Annotated in this window: 36 protein-coding genes; 30 read left to right on the top strand and 6 right to left on the bottom strand. The window is 42.7% G+C overall.

The genetic code is table 11. From position 1 onward, the window contains the following. The first annotated feature begins 23 nt into the window (after window positions 1–23). The 6 genes from J2Z28_RS28900 to J2Z28_RS28875 all read left to right on the top strand — a co-directional run bounded on the left by J2Z28_RS28900 (window position 24) and on the right by J2Z28_RS28875 (window position 4,146). Window positions 24–161 carry a hypothetical protein gene (locus J2Z28_RS28900; RefSeq protein ID WP_211085472.1) on the top strand — a complete coding sequence of 46 codons (138 nt, stop codon included), beginning with the start codon at window positions 24–26 and terminating at the stop codon, window positions 159–161. Window positions 162–224: 63 nt separating this feature from the next. Continuing rightward, a complete protein-coding gene (locus tag J2Z28_RS28895; protein ID WP_211085471.1) occupies window positions 225–770 on the top strand; it encodes a hypothetical protein in 546 nt (181 codons plus the stop codon). A gap of 192 nt (window positions 771–962) precedes the next feature. Further along, complete coding sequence (locus J2Z28_RS28890; RefSeq protein ID WP_211085470.1) at window positions 963–1,439, top strand: phage holin family protein; 477 nt, start codon at window positions 963–965, stop codon at window positions 1,437–1,439. 12 nt (window positions 1,440–1,451) lie between these two features. Beyond that, the gene (locus J2Z28_RS28885) at window positions 1,452–2,801 is read left to right on the top strand and encodes a GH25 family lysozyme (protein WP_211085469.1); all 1,350 of its coding nucleotides are present in this window, start codon (window positions 1,452–1,454) and stop codon (window positions 2,799–2,801) included. A gap of 563 nt (window positions 2,802–3,364) precedes the next feature. After that, a complete protein-coding gene (locus J2Z28_RS28880; RefSeq protein WP_211085468.1) occupies window positions 3,365–3,538 on the top strand; it encodes a hypothetical protein in 174 nt (57 codons plus the stop codon). Continuing rightward, window positions 3,535–4,146, top strand: a complete 612-nt coding sequence (locus J2Z28_RS28875) for a GNAT family acetyltransferase (RefSeq protein ID WP_211085467.1) — start codon at window positions 3,535–3,537, stop codon at window positions 4,144–4,146. Before J2Z28_RS28880 ends, J2Z28_RS28875 begins: the two co-directional genes overlap by 4 nt. Window positions 4,147–4,552: 406 nt before the next feature. On the opposite strand, the gene J2Z28_RS28870 is transcribed toward J2Z28_RS28875, so the two are convergent. Further along, window positions 4,553–4,690 carry a hypothetical protein gene (locus tag J2Z28_RS28870; protein WP_211085466.1) on the bottom strand — a complete coding sequence of 46 codons (138 nt, stop codon included), beginning with the start codon at window positions 4,688–4,690 and terminating at the stop codon, window positions 4,553–4,555. 113 nt (window positions 4,691–4,803) lie between these two features. Between J2Z28_RS28870 and J2Z28_RS28865 the strand changes: the two genes are divergently transcribed. From J2Z28_RS28865 to J2Z28_RS28840, 6 genes are all read left to right on the top strand, one after another. Continuing rightward, a complete protein-coding gene (locus J2Z28_RS28865) occupies window positions 4,804–5,019 on the top strand; it encodes a helix-turn-helix domain-containing protein (protein ID WP_211085465.1) in 216 nt (71 codons plus the stop codon). A 153-nt stretch (window positions 5,020–5,172) separates the two neighbouring features. Continuing rightward, window positions 5,173–5,664 carry a hypothetical protein gene (locus J2Z28_RS28860; protein ID WP_211085464.1) on the top strand — a complete coding sequence of 164 codons (492 nt, stop codon included), beginning with the start codon at window positions 5,173–5,175 and terminating at the stop codon, window positions 5,662–5,664. Window positions 5,665–5,683: 19 nt separating this feature from the next. Beyond that, window positions 5,684–6,037: a DUF1878 family protein gene (locus tag J2Z28_RS28855; protein ID WP_211085463.1), complete on the top strand. Its 354-nt coding sequence runs from the start codon at window positions 5,684–5,686 to the stop codon at window positions 6,035–6,037. A gap of 147 nt (window positions 6,038–6,184) precedes the next feature. Further along, window positions 6,185–6,388 carry a hypothetical protein gene (locus J2Z28_RS28850; protein ID WP_211085462.1) on the top strand — a complete coding sequence of 68 codons (204 nt, stop codon included), beginning with the start codon at window positions 6,185–6,187 and terminating at the stop codon, window positions 6,386–6,388. Window positions 6,389–6,390: 2 nt separating this feature from the next. Then, on the top strand, window positions 6,391–6,696 hold the full coding sequence (locus tag J2Z28_RS28845) for a hypothetical protein (RefSeq protein WP_211085461.1): 306 nt from the start codon (window positions 6,391–6,393) through the stop codon (window positions 6,694–6,696). 13 nt (window positions 6,697–6,709) lie between these two features. Continuing rightward, window positions 6,710–7,045, top strand: coding sequence for a YolD-like family protein (locus J2Z28_RS28840; protein ID WP_211085460.1), 336 nt, complete (start codon window positions 6,710–6,712; stop codon window positions 7,043–7,045). Window positions 7,046–7,088: 43 nt separating this feature from the next. Here J2Z28_RS28840 and J2Z28_RS28835 read toward each other — a convergent pair whose 3' ends face one another. The 3 genes from J2Z28_RS28835 to J2Z28_RS28825 form a co-directional block, all read right to left on the bottom strand. Further along, entirely contained in the window at window positions 7,089–7,661 is a 573-nt protein-coding gene (locus J2Z28_RS28835) for a hypothetical protein (protein WP_211085459.1), read from the bottom strand. A gap of 125 nt (window positions 7,662–7,786) precedes the next feature. Then, the gene (locus J2Z28_RS28830) at window positions 7,787–9,403 is read right to left on the bottom strand and encodes a recombinase family protein (RefSeq protein WP_211085458.1); all 1,617 of its coding nucleotides are present in this window, start codon (window positions 9,401–9,403) and stop codon (window positions 7,787–7,789) included. 97 nt (window positions 9,404–9,500) lie between these two features. Then, window positions 9,501–10,283: a hypothetical protein gene (locus J2Z28_RS28825; protein WP_211085457.1), complete on the bottom strand. Its 783-nt coding sequence runs from the start codon at window positions 10,281–10,283 to the stop codon at window positions 9,501–9,503. A gap of 83 nt (window positions 10,284–10,366) precedes the next feature. Here J2Z28_RS28825 and J2Z28_RS28820 point away from each other — a divergent pair, with 83 nt between their 5' ends. Continuing rightward, a complete protein-coding gene (locus tag J2Z28_RS28820; RefSeq protein ID WP_211085456.1) occupies window positions 10,367–10,615 on the top strand; it encodes a LytTR family transcriptional regulator DNA-binding domain-containing protein in 249 nt (82 codons plus the stop codon). A 266-nt stretch (window positions 10,616–10,881) separates the two neighbouring features. Here the strand turns inward: J2Z28_RS28820 and J2Z28_RS28815 are convergent, their stop codons facing one another. Together J2Z28_RS28815 and J2Z28_RS28810 are read right to left on the bottom strand one after the other, a co-directional pair. Further along, window positions 10,882–11,109, bottom strand: coding sequence for a helix-turn-helix domain-containing protein (locus J2Z28_RS28815; protein WP_211085455.1), 228 nt, complete (start codon window positions 11,107–11,109; stop codon window positions 10,882–10,884). A gap of 245 nt (window positions 11,110–11,354) precedes the next feature. Then, window positions 11,355–11,714, bottom strand: a complete 360-nt coding sequence (locus J2Z28_RS28810) for a helix-turn-helix domain-containing protein (protein ID WP_211085454.1) — start codon at window positions 11,712–11,714, stop codon at window positions 11,355–11,357. A 162-nt stretch (window positions 11,715–11,876) separates the two neighbouring features. Here J2Z28_RS28810 and J2Z28_RS28805 point away from each other — a divergent pair, with 162 nt between their 5' ends. From J2Z28_RS28805 to dnaB, 17 genes are all read left to right on the top strand, one after another. After that, complete coding sequence (locus J2Z28_RS28805; protein WP_211085453.1) at window positions 11,877–12,110, top strand: helix-turn-helix transcriptional regulator; 234 nt, start codon at window positions 11,877–11,879, stop codon at window positions 12,108–12,110. Between the two features lie 37 nt (window positions 12,111–12,147). Beyond that, the gene (locus J2Z28_RS28800; RefSeq protein ID WP_211085452.1) at window positions 12,148–12,387 is read left to right on the top strand and encodes a hypothetical protein; all 240 of its coding nucleotides are present in this window, start codon (window positions 12,148–12,150) and stop codon (window positions 12,385–12,387) included. 22 nt (window positions 12,388–12,409) lie between these two features. Beyond that, window positions 12,410–12,652: a hypothetical protein gene (locus J2Z28_RS28795; RefSeq protein WP_211085451.1), complete on the top strand. Its 243-nt coding sequence runs from the start codon at window positions 12,410–12,412 to the stop codon at window positions 12,650–12,652. Window positions 12,653–12,757: 105 nt separating this feature from the next. Next, the gene (locus J2Z28_RS28790) at window positions 12,758–12,997 is read left to right on the top strand and encodes a helix-turn-helix domain-containing protein (protein ID WP_211085512.1); all 240 of its coding nucleotides are present in this window, start codon (window positions 12,758–12,760) and stop codon (window positions 12,995–12,997) included. 4 nt (window positions 12,998–13,001) lie between these two features. Beyond that, a complete protein-coding gene (locus tag J2Z28_RS28785) occupies window positions 13,002–13,274 on the top strand; it encodes a hypothetical protein (RefSeq protein ID WP_211085450.1) in 273 nt (90 codons plus the stop codon). Further along, window positions 13,271–13,507, top strand: a complete 237-nt coding sequence (locus tag J2Z28_RS28780) for a hypothetical protein (protein WP_211085449.1) — start codon at window positions 13,271–13,273, stop codon at window positions 13,505–13,507. Before J2Z28_RS28785 ends, J2Z28_RS28780 begins: the two co-directional genes overlap by 4 nt. 131 nt (window positions 13,508–13,638) lie before the next feature. Further along, on the top strand, window positions 13,639–13,887 hold the full coding sequence (locus J2Z28_RS28775; protein ID WP_211085448.1) for a hypothetical protein: 249 nt from the start codon (window positions 13,639–13,641) through the stop codon (window positions 13,885–13,887). Window positions 13,888–13,980: 93 nt separating this feature from the next. Continuing rightward, window positions 13,981–14,184, top strand: a complete 204-nt coding sequence (locus tag J2Z28_RS28770) for a hypothetical protein (protein WP_062319452.1) — start codon at window positions 13,981–13,983, stop codon at window positions 14,182–14,184. Further along, window positions 14,181–16,223: an AAA family ATPase gene (locus J2Z28_RS28765; RefSeq protein WP_211085447.1), complete on the top strand. Its 2,043-nt coding sequence runs from the start codon at window positions 14,181–14,183 to the stop codon at window positions 16,221–16,223. The genes J2Z28_RS28770 and J2Z28_RS28765 overlap by 4 nt, the downstream gene beginning before the upstream one ends. Continuing rightward, window positions 16,224–17,261, top strand: coding sequence for a recombinase RecT (locus J2Z28_RS28760; protein WP_244988591.1), 1,038 nt, complete (start codon window positions 16,224–16,226; stop codon window positions 17,259–17,261). After that, entirely contained in the window at window positions 17,261–17,968 is a 708-nt protein-coding gene (locus J2Z28_RS28755) for an MBL fold metallo-hydrolase (protein ID WP_211085446.1), read from the top strand. Before J2Z28_RS28760 ends, J2Z28_RS28755 begins: the two co-directional genes overlap by 1 nt. After that, window positions 17,965–18,162, top strand: coding sequence for a hypothetical protein (locus J2Z28_RS28750; protein WP_211085515.1), 198 nt, complete (start codon window positions 17,965–17,967; stop codon window positions 18,160–18,162). Before J2Z28_RS28755 ends, J2Z28_RS28750 begins: the two co-directional genes overlap by 4 nt. Window positions 18,163–18,165: 3 nt before the next feature. Further along, window positions 18,166–18,366 (top strand): hypothetical protein, encoded by a 201-nt coding sequence (locus J2Z28_RS28745; protein WP_211085445.1) that lies wholly within the window; start codon window positions 18,166–18,168, stop codon window positions 18,364–18,366. Then, window positions 18,356–18,640 carry a hypothetical protein gene (locus J2Z28_RS28740; RefSeq protein ID WP_211085444.1) on the top strand — a complete coding sequence of 95 codons (285 nt, stop codon included), beginning with the start codon at window positions 18,356–18,358 and terminating at the stop codon, window positions 18,638–18,640. Before J2Z28_RS28745 ends, J2Z28_RS28740 begins: the two co-directional genes overlap by 11 nt. A 51-nt stretch (window positions 18,641–18,691) precedes the next feature. Next, window positions 18,692–19,630, top strand: a complete 939-nt coding sequence (locus tag J2Z28_RS28735) for a DnaD domain protein (RefSeq protein WP_211085443.1) — start codon at window positions 18,692–18,694, stop codon at window positions 19,628–19,630. Further along, the gene (locus tag J2Z28_RS28730; RefSeq protein ID WP_074092989.1) at window positions 19,617–19,955 is read left to right on the top strand and encodes a replicative helicase loader/inhibitor; all 339 of its coding nucleotides are present in this window, start codon (window positions 19,617–19,619) and stop codon (window positions 19,953–19,955) included. Before J2Z28_RS28735 ends, J2Z28_RS28730 begins: the two co-directional genes overlap by 14 nt. After that, window positions 19,921–21,155 (top strand): replicative DNA helicase (gene dnaB, locus J2Z28_RS28725; protein ID WP_244988590.1); only part of this gene is annotated, 1,235 nt, incomplete at its 3' end. The genes J2Z28_RS28730 and dnaB, both read left to right, overlap by 35 nt.

Raw genomic sequence — 21,155 nt, 5'->3', positions numbered from 1 at the left:
AGATCATGGAGGGGGGTGAGAATATGTTGGCTGTATACGTGGCTATGATTCATAAAGGTGTAATAAAAATTGAAGATGTACCTACTGCTGGCGGCAATCGTGACAAAGTGAAAGCGGCTCTCGAAGCTACTGGAATGGATCAAAACGGCAATATTGCGTAACAAAGCGTTCCGAAATCGGAGCGCTATTTTTATGCCCTCTGATCAACTGGAGGGCATATTCTAATGAAATGTGGTGAATGTATGCCTTTAATTGATAATTACTTGATAGACAATTACTTGATTGATGGGCCGAATGTATTTCCTGTTACGAGCAATGATCGAACAATTTATGTTCCGTATACTACAGTGTCTCCAAATTCAAGAAGAGATATCCTCCTATTCGATATCCCGATAGGTATTCGCATGTTGACAGCATTTTCGAAATTGGGTCCTATCATGAGTTTTGATAGTGTGTATGCTACGCCTCATTTAGTATTAAGAAATACAACAGGTTCCACAAATAGCGGGGTCGCGTTGGACTTGCTTGCTTTCCCTAATAGACTGACTATGTTCATGGTCGATTTTGTGAAAGGGAAACTGAATGGAATCACCATCAATTCTCAACAAAGTGATGGGTATCGTTTTTCTAATCAACCTTCGATAGATTTTGCAGCGAATGGTTTGGACTTGAACATGCCTTTTGGATTGTACATGAGAGGTGTATCCACCACGGCTACTGGTGGCGGTATATGGATTGATAGTGCTTTGTTAGAAACTTACTTCACTTAGCGATCAGGGGCTTTTTCATATAAAGAACGAAGAAGAGGTAATAAAAAATGAAGCCGGAATTTTATTCCGGAGTGTTGAGAGATATATGTGAGGTGAATATAGAAAGTTCAGCACGTCCGGATCCGGAACGTGTTTTTTGTTGTGTCTGGAGTGGTCAGTGGATTTCACATTATAAAGAGATGAGGAAACGACATGAACGAGGGGATGTCTGGTGTCATTAAAATGGTATCCGCAGTTGTGGGGGCTGGCGCGGGGTACCTCTATGGAGGTTGGGGAATTTTGATTAATATACTACTGATTTTTGTTGTTGTAGATTGGTTGACTGGATGGGCCGCAGCTTGGATCAAACATGAGCTGCGCAGCCGTGTAGGTTTTGAAGGGATTGCCCGGAAAGCGGCCATTTTTTTAGTGGTTACCATTTCGCATTTTGTAGATATTATCGTGACCGGAGGTACAGGAATCATTCAAGATGCTGTTATCTTCTTCTATTTAGCGAATGAGCTCTTATCTATCACAGAAAACTTGGGACGCATGGGTGTCCCTATGCCTGATATTTTGAGAAACGCTGTTAAGATCTTCGAATCCAAAAGCGAAGTGCCATCTAATCCAAACCTGCCAGATCCACCGAAAGAAGACTCAGATGCAACGACTCAAAAGCCTGCAGTTTAAGGAGTGATTACGATGCAACAAAGAAAAGACAGTAACGTTCAAGGGATCGATGTTTCCCGTTACCAGGGCAAGATTGATTGGCTTCAGGTGAAGGCAGACAAGCGGGAATTCGTATTTATCAAAGCTACGGAAGGTCAGACATACACTGATCCGAATTTCACGGCCAACGTTAAGGGGGCGTTGTCGGCTGGATTGATGGTTGGTACTTATCATTTCTTGCGGGCTACATCGGCAGCTGCAGCAAAGGCTGAAGCAGTTCATTACGCGAAATCCCTCGAGGAGATCGGCGGGGCCAAAGCATTGCAGTTACCGCCTGTGATGGACTACGAGAACAATCCTGAAGGGATCAGCAAGGCACAGATCAACATTGTAGCCGAAGCATTTCTTACTGAGCTGGAGCGGCTAACAGGCATCAAACCGATCATCTATACAGGCAACTCATTCGCAGGCAATTTTGATACTGGCCTATCCGGTTATGATCTATGGATTGCACGTTACAGTAATACTCGTGTTCCAGACGATCAGCCAGCTTGGAAGACCTGGACCATATGGCAATATAGCGACTCAGGTAAGGTACCGGGCATTGCCGGCAACGTGGATCTGAATGAGTTCAATGGATCGTTGGCGGATATCAAGAAACGATATGGAAGGGAGCCAGACATGAGTAATCCATTCGACGGTTATCGGCTCACAAGCCCATTTGGTATGCGGAAGCATCCAGTGAGTGGCATCAATAAGTTTCATAGGGGTGTGGATCTTGTTGTCACACCTGCGGATGGACCCATCTATGCTTTTGTAGCTGGTGAGGTCATTCACGCTAAAATGGGTGTGTCCGGATCCGGCTTCGGTAATTACGGTGTAACTGTTGCCATTAAGGATAGCAAAGGTTATTTGCACGTTTACGCCCATCTATCAGCTGCAGGCGTAAAAGTTGGCCAACAAGTCAAACGTGGGCAACTGATCGGCAAGCAAGGCAGTACAGGGATCAGCAGTGGGGCTCATTTGCATTATGAAGTTCGCGAAGCCTTCAGTCCGCAATATGGTTATACGGCCACAGAAGCGGGAGTTGTAGAGCCGACACAATACTTAATCAACTATTATGGGCAAGCGCCCGTTAAGGAGGACAAGCCAGTGTCACAAAGAGATATCAATGTGCCGAGTAAATGGGCAGAAGCGGCATGGGCAGAAGTTACAGCCAATGGATATTTTGACGGGACACGTCCAGGGGCGCATATCACGAGGGAAGAAACAGCAGTAGTCATTAATCGGCTCAGGAAAAATTTCCTTGCCTTGTTTGCAACGACTAATGGCAATGTCACCGACCTGGACAAGCGTTTGAAACAGATTGAAACAGAAGGATAATTGTGGTAATATAGGAACAAATCCGATAGCATCGGTAAAAAGGACTCCACTGGCATAACGCTGGTGGAGTCCTTTTTTTGTTTAACCCACCAATAATCATCCGAAAAAAACACAATTCCCCGTCGCCATAGTTCTAAATTTTATTTTACTATTAGCTTACCTATAAAAAAGAAAAACAATTCATGAAAAAGAAATAAGGGTAATTAGTTATTCGGTATGTTTTCAAGTTTATCTTCAGAAAGGAGGTGACCTATATGTTGATTGTATTTATATGATAAATCTACATGTTGTATTCCATTTTTTGAATTCATGAAATAGTCAATTATTTCGCCTAATGCAGTTTACTTTTGATGTACAAATATGATACAAATGAGGTACAAACGACATACAAATGCAGTACAAATGCAGTACAAATGAGGTACAAATGAGGTACAAATGAGGTACAAATGAGATACAAATGAGGTACAAATGAGGTACAAATGAGATACAAATGAGATACAAATGTGGCACATAAAGCAAAGGAATTTACATATAATATCAAAGGCAGAAAGGAGGTCAACAACATGGCAACGAGTAGTATTATGAAAAGTATTACAATCGACAGTAAGAAAAACAGCCAGAAGTTGATTTCTGCACTTGAAAATGCAGATAAAAAGGGAAGTGTAGAGGTCTCTTTTTCGAAGCAACATAGAGAAATTAGAGGTAAAATGATTAGGGAGATATTTAAAGACCTTTGATCAAAGGTTACGTTGAAATTCCTTTGCTTGATTTGATCAAAGAACTTGGCGATAGCTCTGCAAACAAGATTATATCTGGTTTTTCATGTCCAATGAACAAGGATGTCGAGTATTTTCTTAAGTCTCGTGCGTTGGAGTTTGCTAAACAAGGAATAACTCAAACTCATCTGGTTTTCATGCAATATAAAGGAGAACTAAGATTGATTGGTTATTATTCACTCACAAACAAGTTTATATCAGTAAAAGACAATAATTTATCTAACAGTTTAAGGAAAAGAATTGCAAAGTTTGGAACGCGCGATTCGTATAACAAGGGTTACGTTATGCCGGCTCCATTGATTGCACAGTTAGGAAAAAATTTTACTGATGGTTTGAATAAACACTTATCTGGCGATGAGTTATTGAAGATGGCACTTGATAATATAGCCAAAATTCAACAAATTGCTGGAGGGAGAATTGTTTATCTCGAATGTGAAGACATCGAAAGTTTGAAAAACTTTTATTCTCGAAACGGATTTGTTGAATTTTCGAAACGGGAAAAGGATTCAGAAGATGCAGATAGAATCAAAGGACAGTATTTGTTGCAATTATTAAAAGTAGTAAAATAAGATAAAAGCCTTCCTTTGGAAGGCTTTTTTTGTTTACATATATATTTTTATCAGGCAGCGTGTCCGGTTCTTGTTTGTCTGAAGCTCAGCAGTAGCCTTGCGACCAAGTAAACGTTTGACGATCCGGGCCGCTTGATAATATTTATTTGCTCCAGATATATAGATATACGTTATATCCCCTGCGCTATTATACTTCCAAGGCATTGTCATCCCCAATCCAACCCTTCTGTTACTTTCTGGAATTTAAGACCGACAGTATTAAAGCAATGACTGAGATGATGAGCCCACCTAATGCGATGGTCCAAATTGCGATGTTCATCCTAAGCCCTCCTAGTGGAAATTTAATTGCCGTTTATGATAAGATTGGGGTGAGCAGGCGCTGTGTTAGCCGCCTACTCGGGAACTTTTAACGTTTGCGTGGTGCGCGTCGTTTGGTTCCTTTTTTCTTTTTCTTGCTCTTAGCGGTGGTACTTAGCATATTGACGATGGCCGTCGTCATGTTTGCTATAGCTGTTAGGAGCAAGACCCAATCCAATGTTTTCATTGCTGTTGTTCACCTCCTTACATTTATAATTATACAACGAAATTCGTTGAATGTCAACGATAATCGTTGAAATGTTTCGTGTTATGGTGTATGATCTTTTTGAGGTGATAACGATGATTAGGTTGAGATTAAATGAACTTATGAATGAACGAGGGCTGAATCCTCGACAGATAAGCAGCATGACAGGAATCAGATGGAATACTGTATCTGATATGGCCGAAAACAAGTCCAAAGCTTGGTCACCTGAGAACTTGAATAAAATCATGGTGGCATTAGAACTTACCGATATAACGCAATTGATTGAATATAAAAAGGAACAGCAGGAGTAATCCAGTTGTTCCTTTTTTTTGCGTGATATAGAAAAGAATACATTTCCATTTTAACAAAATATACACAATTATTTACAATATGTGGTTGATAGAGTGTGTGAATTGATATATTATAAAAAAATGTAACATAATCCCAATTAAGGAGTGATATTTTTGTTGAACAAAGCGTGGAAAGTTGGAGTTGCTTTCGCATTATCTAGTGTTATGATGGTAGGAACATCGGTCGGTGCCTTTGCTTCTAGTTTGCCACAAGAAAAAATCATTACTGATATTGAAACTACTATTTCAACGCCTTCAGTAAATCCTATTGTAAATGAAACTATTAATGCAGCCCCTGGTAACGATAATGTTGAAATTCAAGGTAAGGCAAAGGTTGCAGCCGCTACAATTAAGGCATTGTCCAAATTCGTAAAGAATAACTCGGATACAATTCGTGATCTCTTACCTGGCGATAAACTGAAAGATGCCTGGGATGAAGCAAGTTGGAATATTACTAATGAATTGGATTTCTTAGCTTCTTTAGGTGATGCGGTTGAAGAACAAGTTCAAAATGCCATTGTACAAGCTATTATGGGCGTAGCTCAAGGATCTATTAGCAGTTCAGTGGCTAATAGAATTGCTAATGTAGTAATGTTGTTCTTATAAAAAGGAGTAATATAATACTATGCCAAACGAATCACTAGAAGAGAAAGTGGAAAGATTGGAACTATACATTACGCTCCTACGGCAAATTGCTGTAGATCCCGAGGAATATCGATTGTGGGATTGGGTGATTGCAAATGAACTAAACGTTGATCAGTATAATTCAATTAAGAATGTATTAAAATTATGTGTTCGAGCAAATCTTGCGGCCGAGAAAGATCCATCTGTGAAAATTCCTACATTGGAAGAACTGGTTGATGACTTAGTCCCAATTCTATCTCCAAATCCGAGAATAGCACATACTAAGGGTGTTATCGAACTGTTAAGAAATGCTGTGAAAATGACACCTTACCTATCTTTACAAAAATACTTATAAGCGTATCGAAGCAACGAATTTTGACTTTGAAGGGTTTTGGAAAAGCTTCATCTTGCAGTAAATCTGCGGATGGAGCTTTTTTCATGTTGAATAACGAACGTACATTCGCATATAATACAAACAAACGTTCTTATTGGAGGGATGTACATGCCAGTGAAATACTTGGGTTGGTTAGTTGAAATCATTTATGAGGATCAAAGCGGAAAGATCACGAAACGTCGTATCCAGGTCAAAAGCATACGATCCGGGATGATCAAAGCTGATGATCTATTGTCAGGGCAACCGCGGACATTTAAGGAATCCGGTTTACTGGCATGCCATCCGATCATGACGACAGCACAGGGGGCATAAACATGTTGACTGATTACGAACGGAAAGTACTAAGGATCTTGTTTAATTACAGTAGCGGCCGCAGACGATTACCAACGATCCATGAACTTACGGTTAAGACTGGTAAGGGGAAGCCGGATGTTATGGCTGCTCTGGACGCTCTTGTGGCTGCGGCATACATACATTGGGAGGACAGGTCTGACTCTGCCCACATAGTGATATTGGAAGGCTGGGAACGAGAATCGGAGAAACCTAAGATGGACCCTAAACCTGCGCCCGCTTACAACAATAACAATAACAATAATACGGACTATTGGACTCAATACTGAGGAGGAATGCAACGTGGCAAGCAAATTGACGGCGAACGGCGTTTACGAAGGTTCCAGAATGATTTTGCCCGAACACCGAGAGGCGTATTTGGCTGAGATGGAACTGCAAAAAAGACGAGGAAAGCCGGTGTTGGATGAACAAGAAATGCAGCTCATTGAAGAAGCTATCTTTGAATCGTACCAGAAATGCAGATCAGTAACGTTAACTGTGTTCAGCCCATTTGATGACGAGGAGCTGCGGGGTGTCATTACATCAATTGACAAACCAAACAGGAGAGTCAAAATTGAACGTGGTGACGAGGATTATAGTTGGATTAAGATAGAAGAGATCATAAAAGCAAGCATATAAATAGGAAGAAACCGGTTCAATTGTCCGGTCTCTTTTCTTATGATTATTCTTCTGTAGGATTATAGACATAAACACCAGGAAGATCGGGTCGATGTCCTTTGGTGATCGCAAGATATCTGTTCACGACATCCTCACCAAGAATCGAATGATTATACTCTCTTGAATCGGTGTTGTACCAGAAAGTATATAGCGCTCCGCGAACTTTAACATCGATTACTATTACAGGAGCATCAGGCTCGTCGGCATCTGGATCGTTCGGATCGCAGTCAAAGTCATCTACCGATATAAAGCAGTGTTCCAGTACTCGCCAAGCTAATGCGGCCTTTATTTTGTCTCTGACATACTCAGTAAATGGCACATTCGTCAGTTCACGGATGCGACCATAATCGATTCCATCCTCGGTTTCATATACATCTTCGAAAAAGACACTGTTAAAACTCTGATTGATTCCTTCAAGAAAAACTTCAGAAGAAGATTGATAAACATTAATCCTTCTGACCGTATAAACCTTTCCATGATCTAAAACTTCAGTAGCTCGTTCGTACTCACCATCCCATCCACCTCTATTCACAAAACGAACTTTAGATCCTTTTGGTGCGAAAATATTCATACTCATCAATAATGCTCCCTTCGGCGGCAAGGTCATAAAATAGATATGCTTGGCAGTGGATTTTATTCTTCTATGATAGATAACTACGATGTGCAGAAGAATCAGTACATCCTAGTTATCAATTATAAACCCTAAACTCGGGGGAGTTTAGGGAATAATTTTAAATCAAAATTGCTAATAGCTTCTGGTCTAGACCAGTGGCCTTTTATTGTTTTGGTGTAGACAGCAAATTCGAGTACGGACTTGAGCAAATTGTTTTGTTGCTCTGCATCTGTGGTTTGTGAGTATGCGTCCAGCACATGTTCCACATTTGGGATAATGTCCACTTTGGCTGCTTGTCTTCGTTTCTCCAGCTCCAGTTCCTCAGAAGCAACCCGTTTGCTTTCCTCTGCTTCATTAATCCGCTGAGCAAGTGTTTGAGACCTTTCAAGATAAACTTCTACAGTATATATTTTCTTTTCTAGTAGGTCATGTAAATTGTTGTTTTGTTCGTGTAGTTCATGCAGTTTTTTTTCAAGATCCTGTACGATAGTTTCCTTTATCTGCAACGCTGACTCCTTCTTTGAAGGAATCTTTTGTGGCATATTTGATTCCCACTGTGCCTTATATTTTTCTAACCAGATCTTTAAACCTTCTAATACTTTTTCTTCAACAATTTCCAAAGGGGAACTAACATTATTGCACGTAGGGGCTTGACAAATTAGTCCTGGAGGTCGTTCCGGACTATTGTATGGTCTACGCACCATTAAACGGCCGCACATCCCGCATCTTATCAAACCAACTAACGGGTTGACAATAACACCTTTGGGCGCAGGAGGATGAGTTCTTCCTTGTAATATTTCTATAGCTTTTTCCCAAGTTTCCTTTGTGATTATACCTTCATGTTTACCTTCAGCAAGTGTCCATTCACTCCGATCGACGCGAGGGCGGGTTCTGCGAACAATTCCGTCTTTGCGTACTTTCTTTTCCGGTCTCCGTTGAAAAGCGATGGCGCCATAATAGACAGGATTTCGTATAATGCTGTTCAATGTAGCCACAGACCATTGGCTATTTCGCATAGTGGGAATGGACATTTGATTTAGCTTTCTAGCGATTAGACCCATACCCACACCTTGGTTTACATACATATCAAATATTAAATTGATAATAGGCGCTTGTTCCGGATGATGCTCAAGAGTCCATCCTTTCTGTTTTTCAAGCTTGATTCGTTGGAAACCATACGGGGGAGTACTACCTATAAAATTTCCTTCTTTGGCCGAATCTTTTCGTCCTGACTGTTGCCGGCGATTAATAGTTTTATATTCACGGCGAGACATGAACAAGCCAAATTCAAAATATTCTTCGTCATATTCATTGTTTGGATCAAATGTCTTAACAGGCGTTATGATTTTAGCTTCGCCGTACTTGAATGTTTGAGCAATAATACCTTGGTCGATGGTATCTCCACGCGCTAACCTTTCAATTTCCATGACAAGAACGCCGTCCCATAAACCTTCTTCAACTTCACGTAGCATGTTCTGAATTACTGGGCGCTGCATAATGGTTTCACCTGAGACGATTTCTCTATAAACCTCTGATATATTTATCTTTAATCTTTTTGCAAGATCAAATAGATGTCTTTCATGCCTTGCTAACGTTTCGCCTTCCCCGCGGGTTTCAGCTTCCATGTCTGCCCTAGACTTCCTTAGGTACATACAAAAACGCCCTTGAAGTTTTGATGTTAGTTTTGCGTATTGTTCGTCTAACATGGCCAAGCCTCCTTAATTATTATATATGCTGATTATGGCTAAATATGAATCAGTACATGTGTTCGGTTATTGATGTGAAAGAAAAGCCCCGGAGGGCTCAGTTTATTTCTTTTGAAATTCTAAAGATTCTTGCAAAGGCAGTATTGCTTGTACTAAAGATGTAATCCCCATCAAGGATTTCTATTCCTTTAGTATCACTAAAAAGATTATCTATCGCTTTCATTAAAATCTCTTCTACTTTACTGTCAGAAACACTTGGAACTGTTGAAGAAATCAATAATGGAATAGTATGTGTAAAAATATCCTTATCACGATCATTTCCTTCATGTTTTAAAGCCACTTGAATATAAGCGATGGTATCATCAGATTTGTTGACTAAAGCAAAAACATCAACATTGTAGGATAGAGGCTCTTGAAAACTATTAGAAGCATCAGCTGCTGTATCGAGTGTAATAGATTCAATTGTGGTATTTTCAAATCCTTCTGTTCTTGGTAAGGAATTAAACTTCATTTGAAACTGTTCAGGTGTAATATCCAATGAATATATTATTTTTCTATTTTCAGTTGTAATGTTCGAATCCTGTTCGTTGTCACTTTTGTTTTTGGCTTGTTCAATGAGAGTCGGTTCTTTACTCTGAGGTAAACCCACTTCTTCAGTATAAGTTTTTGTTACCTCGGCTGATGACTCTGGCTGTTGTTCGGGAAGTCCCGCTGCGGTTCCGAGTATCCCTACAATAAAGACCAATCCGAATACCCCTGAAACGATAAATCGCATTTTAGCTTTTCCAGTTTGTTTTACATAGGCAGACATAGCTAAGCATAAGTATGTAATTGTAATAGCTAATCCTACTATGACGAACAAAGCATACATTTCTTTCAATTTATTCACCTCAGTTATGTATTGGTATATATGAACATCACTCTGTACATGATAGACACGAGGTGATGGTGTTGCTACCAATAATGAGCCCAAAGGGCAATATTATAGTTGTAAGTTTGGATGAGATTGTGGCCATGGTTGTACAAGATGATGAGATTGAAATAAGAACAAAAACTAGACGAGGCAGACCTTTAAGAAACTTAGCTGAATATGAACGCTTATTTGCCCCATTTGGCTTTGAAAAAGCTTCAAAATCGGTTATTGTAAACACCGATAGAATATGGACATTTTGTGAAGAAAATAAAACGCTATATTTCGACAAAAAAGCATAAATCAGAGGGTGTAAAAGTAACACGCCGAAATGTATATAAATTCAAAGGACTTTGACCGTTCACTGGGGGTGAACGGTCAATTTTTATTCGACAGTATTTGCGATTGCTCCATGATAATATCAGGACTATAAGTCTATAACATAAGATGTTACAGGTTAGGGGTGATCTATATTAAAGGTAGCAAAGATGAGTCCCTAAAACTTTACTACCTAATAAAGTTTTATCCGGATCGGGAGGAAAGATTCCTCCGCTGCAGCTTAAAAGAATTAATCACTTTCTACGATTTTACGCCACGTATACAATGCTTGAGGGCCATGCAATTTCATTGCTTTGGCAATAGTATGTGCTGTACCCAATGTCATTGTTTGATTGTTGTTCGCATATTGGCTTAATTGGCTTTCAGCAATACCAGTGATAATATGCAAATCACGTTGCGAAATTCGTTTCCTTTTATACCATTCTTTTAAGCGGCAACGATCCGGTTCATACCGCATCGCGCTACTCCTTAAATAATTGACCTAATTTGTTCTGTGGAAAGCATTTACCAAACATACGAACACATGTTAGTATTATGCTAAAGAGAAACACATGTTCGCATTTTAGAGAAAATAAGAACGGAAGTGACACCTATGAATGATGAATTTAAAAAACAAACTTCCTTGGTTATTGAACTCAAAAAGGAAAAATCAGTTGAAATTTATCTCTTCATTAAAGAGCAATTAATAAAATCAATAAATAATCAAAGATCCTCATAAACCAATTTAATCATTTTCTCCAAGGTATCCCTTTTGTTTGAATCGGTTAAATCAATTTTGTATTTCTCAACTAATTCCTTAAGTACATACTCAGTCGTCTCTTCAGCAAGGTCAGGCTTTGAAGATAATAACTCTTCTCTCGGAGATTCAGTTCTTCCTAATAGATAGTCAGTATCAACATCAAGGGCATCAGCTATTGCAACTAATGTTTCATTGGATGGGGTACTATGACCATTTTCATAGTTACTGACCGCAGCCTTAGTAAGATTGATTTTGACGGCTAACTCTTCTTGAGTTAGTCGTTTGCTTTTTCTTTGAGACGCCAGACGATCTCCATGGAACACATGCTTACCTCCTAACGTTAAGGTACAAGTTTATTGTACCTTTATTATTGATTTAAATAAATTATGTACACCAATATTGTATTTTTGTGTTGACATACACCAATCTTGTACTTTATAATCAAGACAACAAGTACAAGATTGGTGTACAAAAGAGGTGAAAACATGAAGAACGAAGCCTTAATGACTGCCAGGCGGAAAAAGGGTTTAACACAGGAAGAATTAGCTTCTCAGCTTGGATATTCTAAAGCAAGCGTTAGTAACTGGGAGAATGGTTATTCAAATCCAACCCTTTCTGATGCTTTCAGAATATCTGAAATTCTGGGTGAAGATATTAACACTCTTTTTTTCGGTCTAAGAGTACAAGCTGAGTGTACAAAGAGAAAAGGTGCTAGCTGATTAAACTCAATATATCCAGTAAGGAGGCAAAAATACAATGGCTGTCCCACAACTCGATCTGCATAAACATAATCCTGGGAGGGATATGCCGATGTCGATCCAAATTAAAGAGTTGCCAGCAGGAAACGTTGTTGAGACCTACAAATTTGGAGAAACCACTGTTCATATCTGTGATGACTTCATTGTACAAACACCTAGTCAAATCGCTAAAGTGATCAGGCAAATGCACGAGGTAGGCTGGGACATTCTGCAAAACCAGAAAAGCGAAGCCGATTAGGCTTCCAACGGAGGACAAGCATATGAGATTTTACTGGATCAAAAGCACATCCCGAGCATGTTTCATATCTGCCGTCGCCATCCGGTCCGAACTGAAGAAAATGACGGTAGATCAAGCAATTGATTACACGTTGTCACTCGAAATTCAATGTAAGAATCCTCATCTAATATCGCAACGAGAACTTAAGCGACTCAAGAAGGACGCTGAAGCAATGATCCGCAAGATACAAGAAACCCGCCGAGCTGTACCGGCTGGCGGGCAATGAAGGGATCACGAGCGGGGAAGCTCATGAGACAATCATAATCCGTTGTTAACAGCATTCCCATTCCAAATTGGAATAATCCGAGAGGGGAGGTGAACACGGTTGGAAATGAAGTTTGGGTCAATCATGAGAGCTTGTCGCGAACGAGCTGGGCTTACCCAAGAGCAATTGGCGGACAAGCTCCATCGTACACAGGCTTGTGTTTCGAAATACGAAAAGGATCATAAGATTCCGGACATGAACACGATGATGCACTGGGCTGAAATAACCGGAGCAAGGGAAGTTGTTGTCTCATTTCTATACGGCATGGACGGGATCAGCATGATTCAAAGATTGATAGGGGGATAAACGAATGTCGCGTGAACAATTGGCAGCCGAAGCGTTGCAAGCTGGGAAAAATTCTTTACATAACTTGAAACTGATTCGGAAGCAGCCTGAAAGAATGTTGCCTGGAAAGATGAATAATGCAGAGGAATATCTTAACCGGATGATCCGGTTCGCAGAAGCAGAAATAGAAAATGCCCGCCTGGCAGGGCGGACACTCGGTAAGAGAACACGTTTAAAGTCTCTTGTGCTGCTTATTTTATCGTCTCCCGAGTCAAAGCGCAAGGGGGAATCGGTATGAAAGATATATTATACATCCAAATCATTGTTAATTACGTTGAATCCGCTAAAGCCTTCAGAGAGAACACAGCTGCTGTTTCATCTTATGAAGGATCACCATTGGAACCTGAGTTTGAAGCACTTTGGCAGGCGAGAGAAGATATTTTTAATCGCTGGCACAACGCTGCTGAAACCTTGCGTGAGTTGCCGCCAGAATACATGGCGCAGGCTGTAGCGGAGATTGAGAAGATTTAACGATACAAGTTATGGACAGGCCATTGTCGGCCTTGTCTCACTGCTTGCGGGACGGGTTTCATAACCAACTCCCGTTCCGTTGGCGGTGAGATGCGGCTGACGCATCAATACATATGAAGGGAGGATAACACGTGCAAATTATTCATCGGCTGACCGTAGTCAGTAACCCGACTCGTGTGTTTGAGGTCGGTACCGAGATTGAAGGTCGCGAGGTTATTGAGGTTAAGAACATGAGTTTGGAATACGAGGATCATGTTCATTCGGAATATCACGTTTTGGATGAAGATGGGGAACTGATTTCTAATGTTGAGAACGCTCCAGTCATCGTTGAATGGAAGACGATTGCAGAAGACGGACCTGTTCCGGAAAACGAAAAATAGCCCGTTGCAGCGGGCTATCTCAGAACATTGAAAATTAAATATGGATACACGGTCATCTTACCATGGGTGACCGTTCCAAACAAGGAGGACGTTATGAGTAAAACGACTGCTATTACTGTCGACTTATCCGCTCAAACCATTGACGCTGCTGTTAAACCAGCGATGCACTACACGCCAGCAATACTTTCCGTCTCGGGTACATTTGGTTCCGTTGAACTGATGGCCGATGACGATCAACTTGCGGCTGTAGCGGATGCAATCAGCCAGCACTTCAAATCAAAGGAGAAGAGCGCATGAGACAAATTACTTTGACTTCCCTGACTCTTCGCAATTTCAAAGGTTTAAGGGATTTCGTACTGGAAGCTGACGGTCGCAGTGTTTCTGCTTACGGTGACAATGCCACAGGCAAAACAACGTTGTTCGATGCATTCGTATGGACGCTGTTCGGTAAAGACAGCCAAAATCGCACGGACTTTGAAATCAAAGGTCTGGATGAAGCCGGAAAAGTTGCTGAGCACGGCCTGCAACATGAGGTTGAAGCAATCCTGATGGTTGACCGTCGTCGCCGTTCTTTCAAAAAGGTCTTTGCCGAGAAATGGACGCGTAAGCGGGGGCAAGCGGCGGCAGAATTTGGTGGTCATACAACAGATTATTATGTGGACGGTGTTCCAATTAAGCAAGGACAGTACAAGGCCGAAGTCGATGGACTTATAAGTGAAGACATCTTCAAGTTGCTGACAAGTCCTTCTTACTTTAACGAGATTCTTAAACCGGATGCGCGTCGCAAAGTGCTTCTGGAAGTGTGTGGGGAAATGACGGATGCCGAAATCATTGCAAGCAGCAAGCAACTCGCGCCATTGGCTGACATTCTTGGAGATCGAAGCCTTGAGGATCACCGCAAGGTCATCGCAGCTCGTCGGACTGAGATCAACAAGGAACTGGAGAAGATCCCGGTTCGCATCGATGAAGCCCACCGAAGCATGCCAGACGTATCCGACCTGGATGCTGAACTTCTGCAGGAGGACATTGAAACGATGCGCGGTAGAGTTGATGCCAAGACCGCTGAGCTTCAACGGATTCAATCCGGTGGTGAATTGTCGGCCAAGGAGATCCGCTTGCGTGAGATCAACGCAGAATTGACTGAAATTAAGCAAGTGATTCAGGCAGATGGATTACAAGCAGTAAGCGGGCAACAAGCAAGGCTTTCGCAATTACGTGGTGAGGCTTCTGAACTACAGTCCCGATTAACTGCAGGGCAACGTGAGGAAGAACGCTATAAAGGACAGATCACTCGTGCTGATAGCCAGGTTACAAGGCTGCGGGCAGAATGGACTTCCCTTGATAGTCTCCAATATCCGGTACACGAACACGAGCATGATGCAAACTGCCCTACATGCGGACAAGCACTTCCTGAGGATCAAGTCCAGTCGGCAAAGGACAAAGCGCTTGAAGCATTTAATCTGGACAAGTCCAAACGTCTGGAAGCAATAAGTGCTGACGGTAAACTTGCAGCAGCAGAGAAGAAAGACCTTGAAAAAGCATTAAAGACACTTGAAAGCGAGTTGGCCAAGCTGCAGGAGGAAATTGTATCGAAGGCGGTAGAAGTTACGGCGGCAGAAGCAACCCTGCAGAGCTTGCGAACGAATGTTGCTGATCCGGCTGACAATACCAAGTACCAGTCCAAGCAACGCGAAGGAGAACAAGTCCGCGCTGAGATTGAACAGCTTCGTTCTTCTTCCGCGGATGCTATCGGCAAAGTGCAAGCTGAGATCCGGTTGATCCGCTCACAGGTGGAAGACTTGGAAACGGACAAAGCGAAGCTGGCGACAGTAAAGGCAACTGAGGAACGAATCGCTGAGCTGGCTGAACAGGAGCGTAAGCTTGCAGGCGAGTTTGAGAAGCTGGAACACGAGCTCTACCTCACAGAAGAGTTCACACGAACGAAAGTGTCGCTTCTTGAATCCAAGATCAATAGCAAATTCAAATATGCCCGGTTCAGACTCTTTGAGGAACAGATCAATGGTGGTCTGAAGGATGTCTGCAAGACGTTGTTCAACGGCGTTCCGTATGAGGGCGGTTTGAACAACGCTGCTCGGATCAACGTAGGTTTGGACATCATCAATACGCTTGGACAGCATTACGGATTCTCAGCACCGATCTTCGTAGACAATGCCGAAGCCGTGACGCAGCTCATCGATACAGATGCACAAGTGATCCGTTTGGTGGTATCTGAAGACGATAAAATACTGCGAATTCAAAAACCTGATGATGTGATTTTTGCAGAAGGACTTGATGCAGCAATTCAAACAGTTAAACAAGCAAAAGGAGCGATTTAATTGAGTACAGAAAAACAACAAGCTCCCCAACCAGGGGAGCAAGCCATTGCTAAAACAGAGCCGACACAGTCTGAGCGCTTTATGACCAAAGTCATTTCTGAATTTGGTTCAAGCGTTGGCGAGGTTGCTCTTACCAACTTCCAGAAGCGCCTTGCTCAGAATTACTTCATTGCTTTGGATGCAGTGTTGAAGACTGCAGAAGAAAAGCGTCTGAAAAAATCTGACCAGTATCGTGATCCTGTTCCTATGACTTGGGCGAACGTGAACATGGATAAGTTGTCACGCGATGTAGTTGCTTATGCTCGTATTGGTTTCGATCCAGCGCAGCCGAATCATATTAGCTTGATCCCTTTTAAAAACAACAATACAGGTAAATACGATATCGGTTTTATCGAAGGGTACCGGGGCCTTGAACTCAAATCAGTGAAATACGGATTGGAAGTTCCTGACCATGTAACTGTTGAACTGGTTTACTCCAATGATTACTTTGCACCTATTAAGAAAGATGCAAACCACCCACATGAAAGTTATGAATTTGAGATCAAAAACCCTTTTGACCGTGGGACTATCCTTGGCGGATTTTATTTTCACTCTTTTATCAAAACCCCTCAAAAAAATAAATTAGTCATGATGACCCTCAAGGAGATTGAAAAACGTAAACCAGAAAAAGCGAGTGTTGAGTTCTGGGGCGGAGAGAAAGACGTTTGGGAGAATAAGAAGAAGGTGGGCAAGGAAACGGTGGAAGGATGGCACGAAAAAATGTGCTGGAAGACCGTTTATCGTGCGGCACACAACGATATCACCATTGACTCACAGAAGATAGACGATGATTATCTGCGCCTGAAACAGATAGAGAGCGACTTGTCAGATGCTGAGGTTTCAGAAGAGATTAGAGCGAATGCAAATCGTGACGTAATCGATGTTACCCCGCCACACCTGGATGATGTTCCTAACGACGATCAACCTTCAGGTGATGGACAGCCTGAAATGACTTTCGGTGATGAAGATACTTCCGGTGGAACTGGACCTGGATTCTGATGGTCGAGATTACTTCCCTCGGCTCCAGTAGCGCGGGTAACGCCTACCGAATCACGGACGGCCACACGTCCCTGCTGCTGGATGCAGGGTTGCGCTATAAGGACATTCAGCGTGGTCTTGCATTTCAGGTGTCATCATTGTCCGGATGTCTCGTAACTCATGAACATGGTGACCATAGCATCGCTGTCAAAGATCTGATCAAGGCAGGAGTGGACATATACACCAGTTCCGGCACTGCTGATGCTTTAGGGATAGACAGTCATCGTGTGCGGCGTGTATCGGCACTTGAGCCATTCACCATTGGTACCTGGTCAATTCTACCCTTTGATGTTCAGCATGACGCAGCGGAGCCCTTGGGGTTCCTCTTGGCTAATACAGCAGGGGACAAGCTTCTGTTTGCAACAGATACCTATTACATCAAGCATCGTTTTACCGCACTTACTCACATCATGATTGAGTGCAATTATTCCATCCAGATCCTTAATCAAAATATCGCCGCTGGCCATGTGCCGGCGGTCATGAAACATAGATTGTTGCGTTCGCACTTCTCGCTCGAGAACGTGAAGGAATTCATCCGAGCGAACGACATGCGGCATGTGCAAGAGATTCACTTGCTTCACCTGTCAGACAACAATTCAGATGAAGCGATGTTCAAACGGGAAATAGCAGCCCTCACAGGCAAACAGGTATATGTAGCGGGTAGGTGATCGATATCAACGATCTGTCAGGCAAGCCGCTCCTGAAGAGCATGATGGGGGATCGGATTTGGAAGTTGTTCGATACAGACAAGGCAGCCTTTCAACGTGAAACCATTGCGTATTTTGAACGCGGGTACCCTGATTGGGAAGTAAAGCGGGCCAAGTATCCGCATGTATTCTTACAAAATAGAAAGGGTCGATGATACATGGCAACTGTTAAGCAAGTCTCTGTTGGGGCTTCATATACGAAGAACCTGGGCAATTTCCAAAGTCTGAAAGTGGAAGCCAGCATTGTTGTTGACTTACATGACGATGATGATCCAGAAGCTGTATACGTTGATGCATGGGAAAGGGTCCAAAAACAAGTTCGAATTGGATTAGGAAGGAGCAATCAGAATGAACAATAGCACACAGACCAGCAGAAAAGCGACATTTAACCAGCTCCAGAAGATGTTTGAGGAAGCTGTAATTGAAGGGCCAGAAGCTATCGAATCCCATTTAAGAGACGTTGCTTTTTCATTGGGAGCACAGGCAGCTATTACCACTGAACCGAACCAAATGCCAGATGCAATCAACGATCTAATTGCACAATTCGGACATGGAATACAAACGGTTATTCAAGAAATTACAGGTAAAGAAAGCAAGTTCGATGTCGCTGTTTACGCTGTTCAACAGAAATAACATTGGTGTATGGAACTGAAATCACGGCTGCTACGGGAGGGGGAGACGCAAGTGACCGAGACAGCCAGACCGACCCTTTCCGGGCTTCTGGAACAATTTGAAGCCATTGGCGGGCCGGAAGAGTTTGGTCCTGAAGGGATAGCAATAATGATTGCCTTATGGCGACGCAGTGCAAAGCTTGGGTGGCGTAAGGCGTGGAAAATGACCAATAAGGATCTCATGGTTCAAACAGGGATTACGAACAAAGGTACGCTAAATGCTCATCGAAAAAAGCTCGTTGATGCAGGATTGATTGCTTACATTCAACCACCAAGAGGGCAATCAAAAGGAGATTACAGCGTCGAATTTGACCTGCTGGGTGTCGGAGTGGAACAAAATTTGAACCACTTGGATAGCTACTCTAGCGAAGCAGGACAGGAAGTAGAACAAAAACTAGACCACTTTGACGGGGTAGGTGACAAAGCGGAACAAAAATTAAACCACATTCCGCAAGTAGAACGAAAAGTGGAACAAATTTTAGACCCTGTATTAAAAGATCTTCTTCTTTCTTCTTCTGCTTCATCATCTGCTACTGCAGACGAGAATCAAATTGATCGACCACCTGATCCGGAGTATGAATCATTTTACTCGGCTCACAAGCGAGTGTTTGGATTTGAATGCAATCCATTCCAAGCACAGCAACTTATCGTTTACATCGATGAGGACAACATGGACGAGGCTGTGGTTATACGTGCAATGGAACGTGCAGCATTGGCTGCTTCAGGGTACAGGTTCACCCTTATTACCAAGATCCTTGGAGATTATCTGAGGTCTGGGGCCAAAACATTTGAAGCAGCCAAAGCGTTGGACGATGCTTTCGAAGCAAGGAAAGGTTCTTCAGTTACAACAGGTTCTGTACCGAGTGGTCGGAGACAGCAACCGTTAAGGCAACAAAAGAGGGACAGTTTAGAACAAAGGCTGAGGGAGGAGGAAGCCCGTGGAAAAGGCTGATGTTATTCGATTGTTCATGGCGATCACCGACGAATACCCGACTTTCGATGACAGTGAGGAGAATGTGGATCGCCACTACAAGCATCTTCAAGATTTTCCGTATGAAGCAGCTATTCAAAACTTGGATCAGCATATCAAGACTATAAAGTGGCCGCCGACCATCTCGGAGATCCGCGGAAGACTTGGCGAACAGATTGAACGTGAACGAATGCGAGATTTAACAGAAACATATTTTGCGGAGAGAGAAGCAGCGGCTCTTAAAGCTTGCCCGCCGCCGCCGGGATGGAAGGATGAGTTACTTGCAAAGCTTCGACATAGAAAATAACCTGCCCCACAGTATGCAGTTTGAACAGGCTGCCCTGGGTGCATTGATACTTAAGTCAGTGGAAGCTTTGGAACATGCAGAGATCCTCACTGCAGATGCGTTTTACGATAAGGCCCATAGCCTAATTTACAAAACGATTGCAGGATTGGCTGAAGGGCAAAATCCGATCGATCTGGTTACAGTAACGGAAAGCTTGAAGGAAAAAGGTGAACTGGATGATATCGGTGGAGTGAGTTACCTTGCTAAGTTGGCGGGGGGAGTACCTACTGCCGCAAATGCCGGTTATTACTTCGAACAGCTTCAGGATATGGCAGTTCGCAGGGAGCTGATCCGGACGAATATGCTTCTGATACAACAAGCAGCTGCTGGAACCGAACTGTCGCAGTTAATGTCTAGCGTTCAACAAGCACAGAACAAATTAACTGATCGAGCAGCACCAAAACAGGATTTTAAACGCATTGAAAATGTGTTGATTGAAGTTGTGGAATCTGCTGAGGTTCGTTTTGACAACTTTAAGAACGGTACAGTCACAGGTATTCAAACAGGCTTCACCGATTTGGACAGTATTACAGCCGGATTGCAAAAGAGTGATTTGATTATTGTTGCTGCTCGACCATCAGTAGGTAAAACGGCTTTCGCTCTGAACATTGCCCAGAACGTGGCCATTCGGAATACCGAACCTGTAGCTATATTCAGCTTAGAAATGTCGGCAGCTCAACTTGTTCAGCGGATGGTATGTGCTGAGGGGAACATCGACGCAAGTAACATGAGGATGGGCGATTTTGCTTCAGGCGATTGGACAAAATTTGCTGAAGCAGTCGGAATCCTGGGTGCAACAAATATCCGTATCGACGATTCGCCGGGTATTACTGTTCACGAGATCCGCGCGAAGTGTCGTCGCCTGAAAAAGCAAGAAGGACTGGGGATGATCGTCATCGACTACCTTCAGCTCATCGCAGGTCGTCAGGGAAAAGGTTCTGAGAATCGACAGCAAGAGGTTTCCGAGATTTCAAGGACTTTGAAGCAATTGGCTCGTGAATTGGATGTTCCGGTTGTTGCATTGTCCCAACTCAGTCGGGCAGTCGAGCAACGCCAGGACAAACGCCCGATGATGAGTGACTTGCGGGAATCGGGTTCGATCGAGCAAGATGCCGACATCGTAGCGTTCCTGTACCGGGATGACTACTATAACCAGGAGAC

This window comes from Paenibacillus xylanexedens, assembly GCF_017874615.1.
In the GTDB taxonomy this organism is placed as follows: Bacteria; Bacillota; Bacilli; order Paenibacillales; family Paenibacillaceae; genus Paenibacillus; species Paenibacillus xylanexedens.
The sequence above is the reverse complement of the archived record's forward strand: the minus strand, read 5'-3'. Positions and strand labels throughout refer to the sequence as shown.

Bases quoted from the DNA above. Each gene is read 5' to 3' on its own strand.
- J2Z28_RS28900 (WP_211085472.1), top strand. From the start codon at position 24: ATGTTGGCTGTATACGTGGCTATGATTCATAAAGGTGTAATAAAAATT.
- J2Z28_RS28895 (WP_211085471.1), top strand. From the start codon at position 225: ATGAAATGTGGTGAATGTATGCCTTTAATTGATAATTACTTGATAGAC.
- J2Z28_RS28890 (WP_211085470.1), top strand. From the start codon at position 963: ATGAACGAGGGGATGTCTGGTGTCATTAAAATGGTATCCGCAGTTGTG.
- J2Z28_RS28885 (WP_211085469.1), top strand. From the start codon at position 1,452: ATGCAACAAAGAAAAGACAGTAACGTTCAAGGGATCGATGTTTCCCGT.
- J2Z28_RS28880 (WP_211085468.1), top strand. From the start codon at position 3,365: ATGGCAACGAGTAGTATTATGAAAAGTATTACAATCGACAGTAAGAAA.
- J2Z28_RS28870 (WP_211085466.1), bottom strand. From the start codon at position 4,690: ATGAAAACATTGGATTGGGTCTTGCTCCTAACAGCTATAGCAAACATG.
- J2Z28_RS28865 (WP_211085465.1), top strand. From the start codon at position 4,804: ATGATTAGGTTGAGATTAAATGAACTTATGAATGAACGAGGGCTGAAT.
- J2Z28_RS28855 (WP_211085463.1), top strand. From the start codon at position 5,684: ATGCCAAACGAATCACTAGAAGAGAAAGTGGAAAGATTGGAACTATAC.
- J2Z28_RS28850 (WP_211085462.1), top strand. From the start codon at position 6,185: ATGCCAGTGAAATACTTGGGTTGGTTAGTTGAAATCATTTATGAGGAT.
- J2Z28_RS28845 (WP_211085461.1), top strand. From the start codon at position 6,391: ATGTTGACTGATTACGAACGGAAAGTACTAAGGATCTTGTTTAATTAC.
- J2Z28_RS28835 (WP_211085459.1), bottom strand. From the start codon at position 7,661: ATGAGTATGAATATTTTCGCACCAAAAGGATCTAAAGTTCGTTTTGTG.
- J2Z28_RS28830 (WP_211085458.1), bottom strand. From the start codon at position 9,403: ATGTTAGACGAACAATACGCAAAACTAACATCAAAACTTCAAGGGCGT.
- J2Z28_RS28820 (WP_211085456.1), top strand. From the start codon at position 10,367: ATGAGCCCAAAGGGCAATATTATAGTTGTAAGTTTGGATGAGATTGTG.
- J2Z28_RS28815 (WP_211085455.1), bottom strand. From the start codon at position 11,109: ATGCGGTATGAACCGGATCGTTGCCGCTTAAAAGAATGGTATAAAAGG.
- J2Z28_RS28805 (WP_211085453.1), top strand. From the start codon at position 11,877: ATGAAGAACGAAGCCTTAATGACTGCCAGGCGGAAAAAGGGTTTAACA.
- J2Z28_RS28800 (WP_211085452.1), top strand. From the start codon at position 12,148: ATGGCTGTCCCACAACTCGATCTGCATAAACATAATCCTGGGAGGGAT.
- J2Z28_RS28795 (WP_211085451.1), top strand. From the start codon at position 12,410: ATGAGATTTTACTGGATCAAAAGCACATCCCGAGCATGTTTCATATCT.
- J2Z28_RS28790 (WP_211085512.1), top strand. From the start codon at position 12,758: ATGAAGTTTGGGTCAATCATGAGAGCTTGTCGCGAACGAGCTGGGCTT.
- J2Z28_RS28785 (WP_211085450.1), top strand. From the start codon at position 13,002: ATGTCGCGTGAACAATTGGCAGCCGAAGCGTTGCAAGCTGGGAAAAAT.
- J2Z28_RS28780 (WP_211085449.1), top strand. From the start codon at position 13,271: ATGAAAGATATATTATACATCCAAATCATTGTTAATTACGTTGAATCC.
- J2Z28_RS28770 (WP_062319452.1), top strand. From the start codon at position 13,981: ATGAGTAAAACGACTGCTATTACTGTCGACTTATCCGCTCAAACCATT.
- J2Z28_RS28765 (WP_211085447.1), top strand. From the start codon at position 14,181: ATGAGACAAATTACTTTGACTTCCCTGACTCTTCGCAATTTCAAAGGT.
- J2Z28_RS28755 (WP_211085446.1), top strand. From the start codon at position 17,261: ATGGTCGAGATTACTTCCCTCGGCTCCAGTAGCGCGGGTAACGCCTAC.
- J2Z28_RS28745 (WP_211085445.1), top strand. From the start codon at position 18,166: ATGGCAACTGTTAAGCAAGTCTCTGTTGGGGCTTCATATACGAAGAAC.
- J2Z28_RS28740 (WP_211085444.1), top strand. From the start codon at position 18,356: ATGAACAATAGCACACAGACCAGCAGAAAAGCGACATTTAACCAGCTC.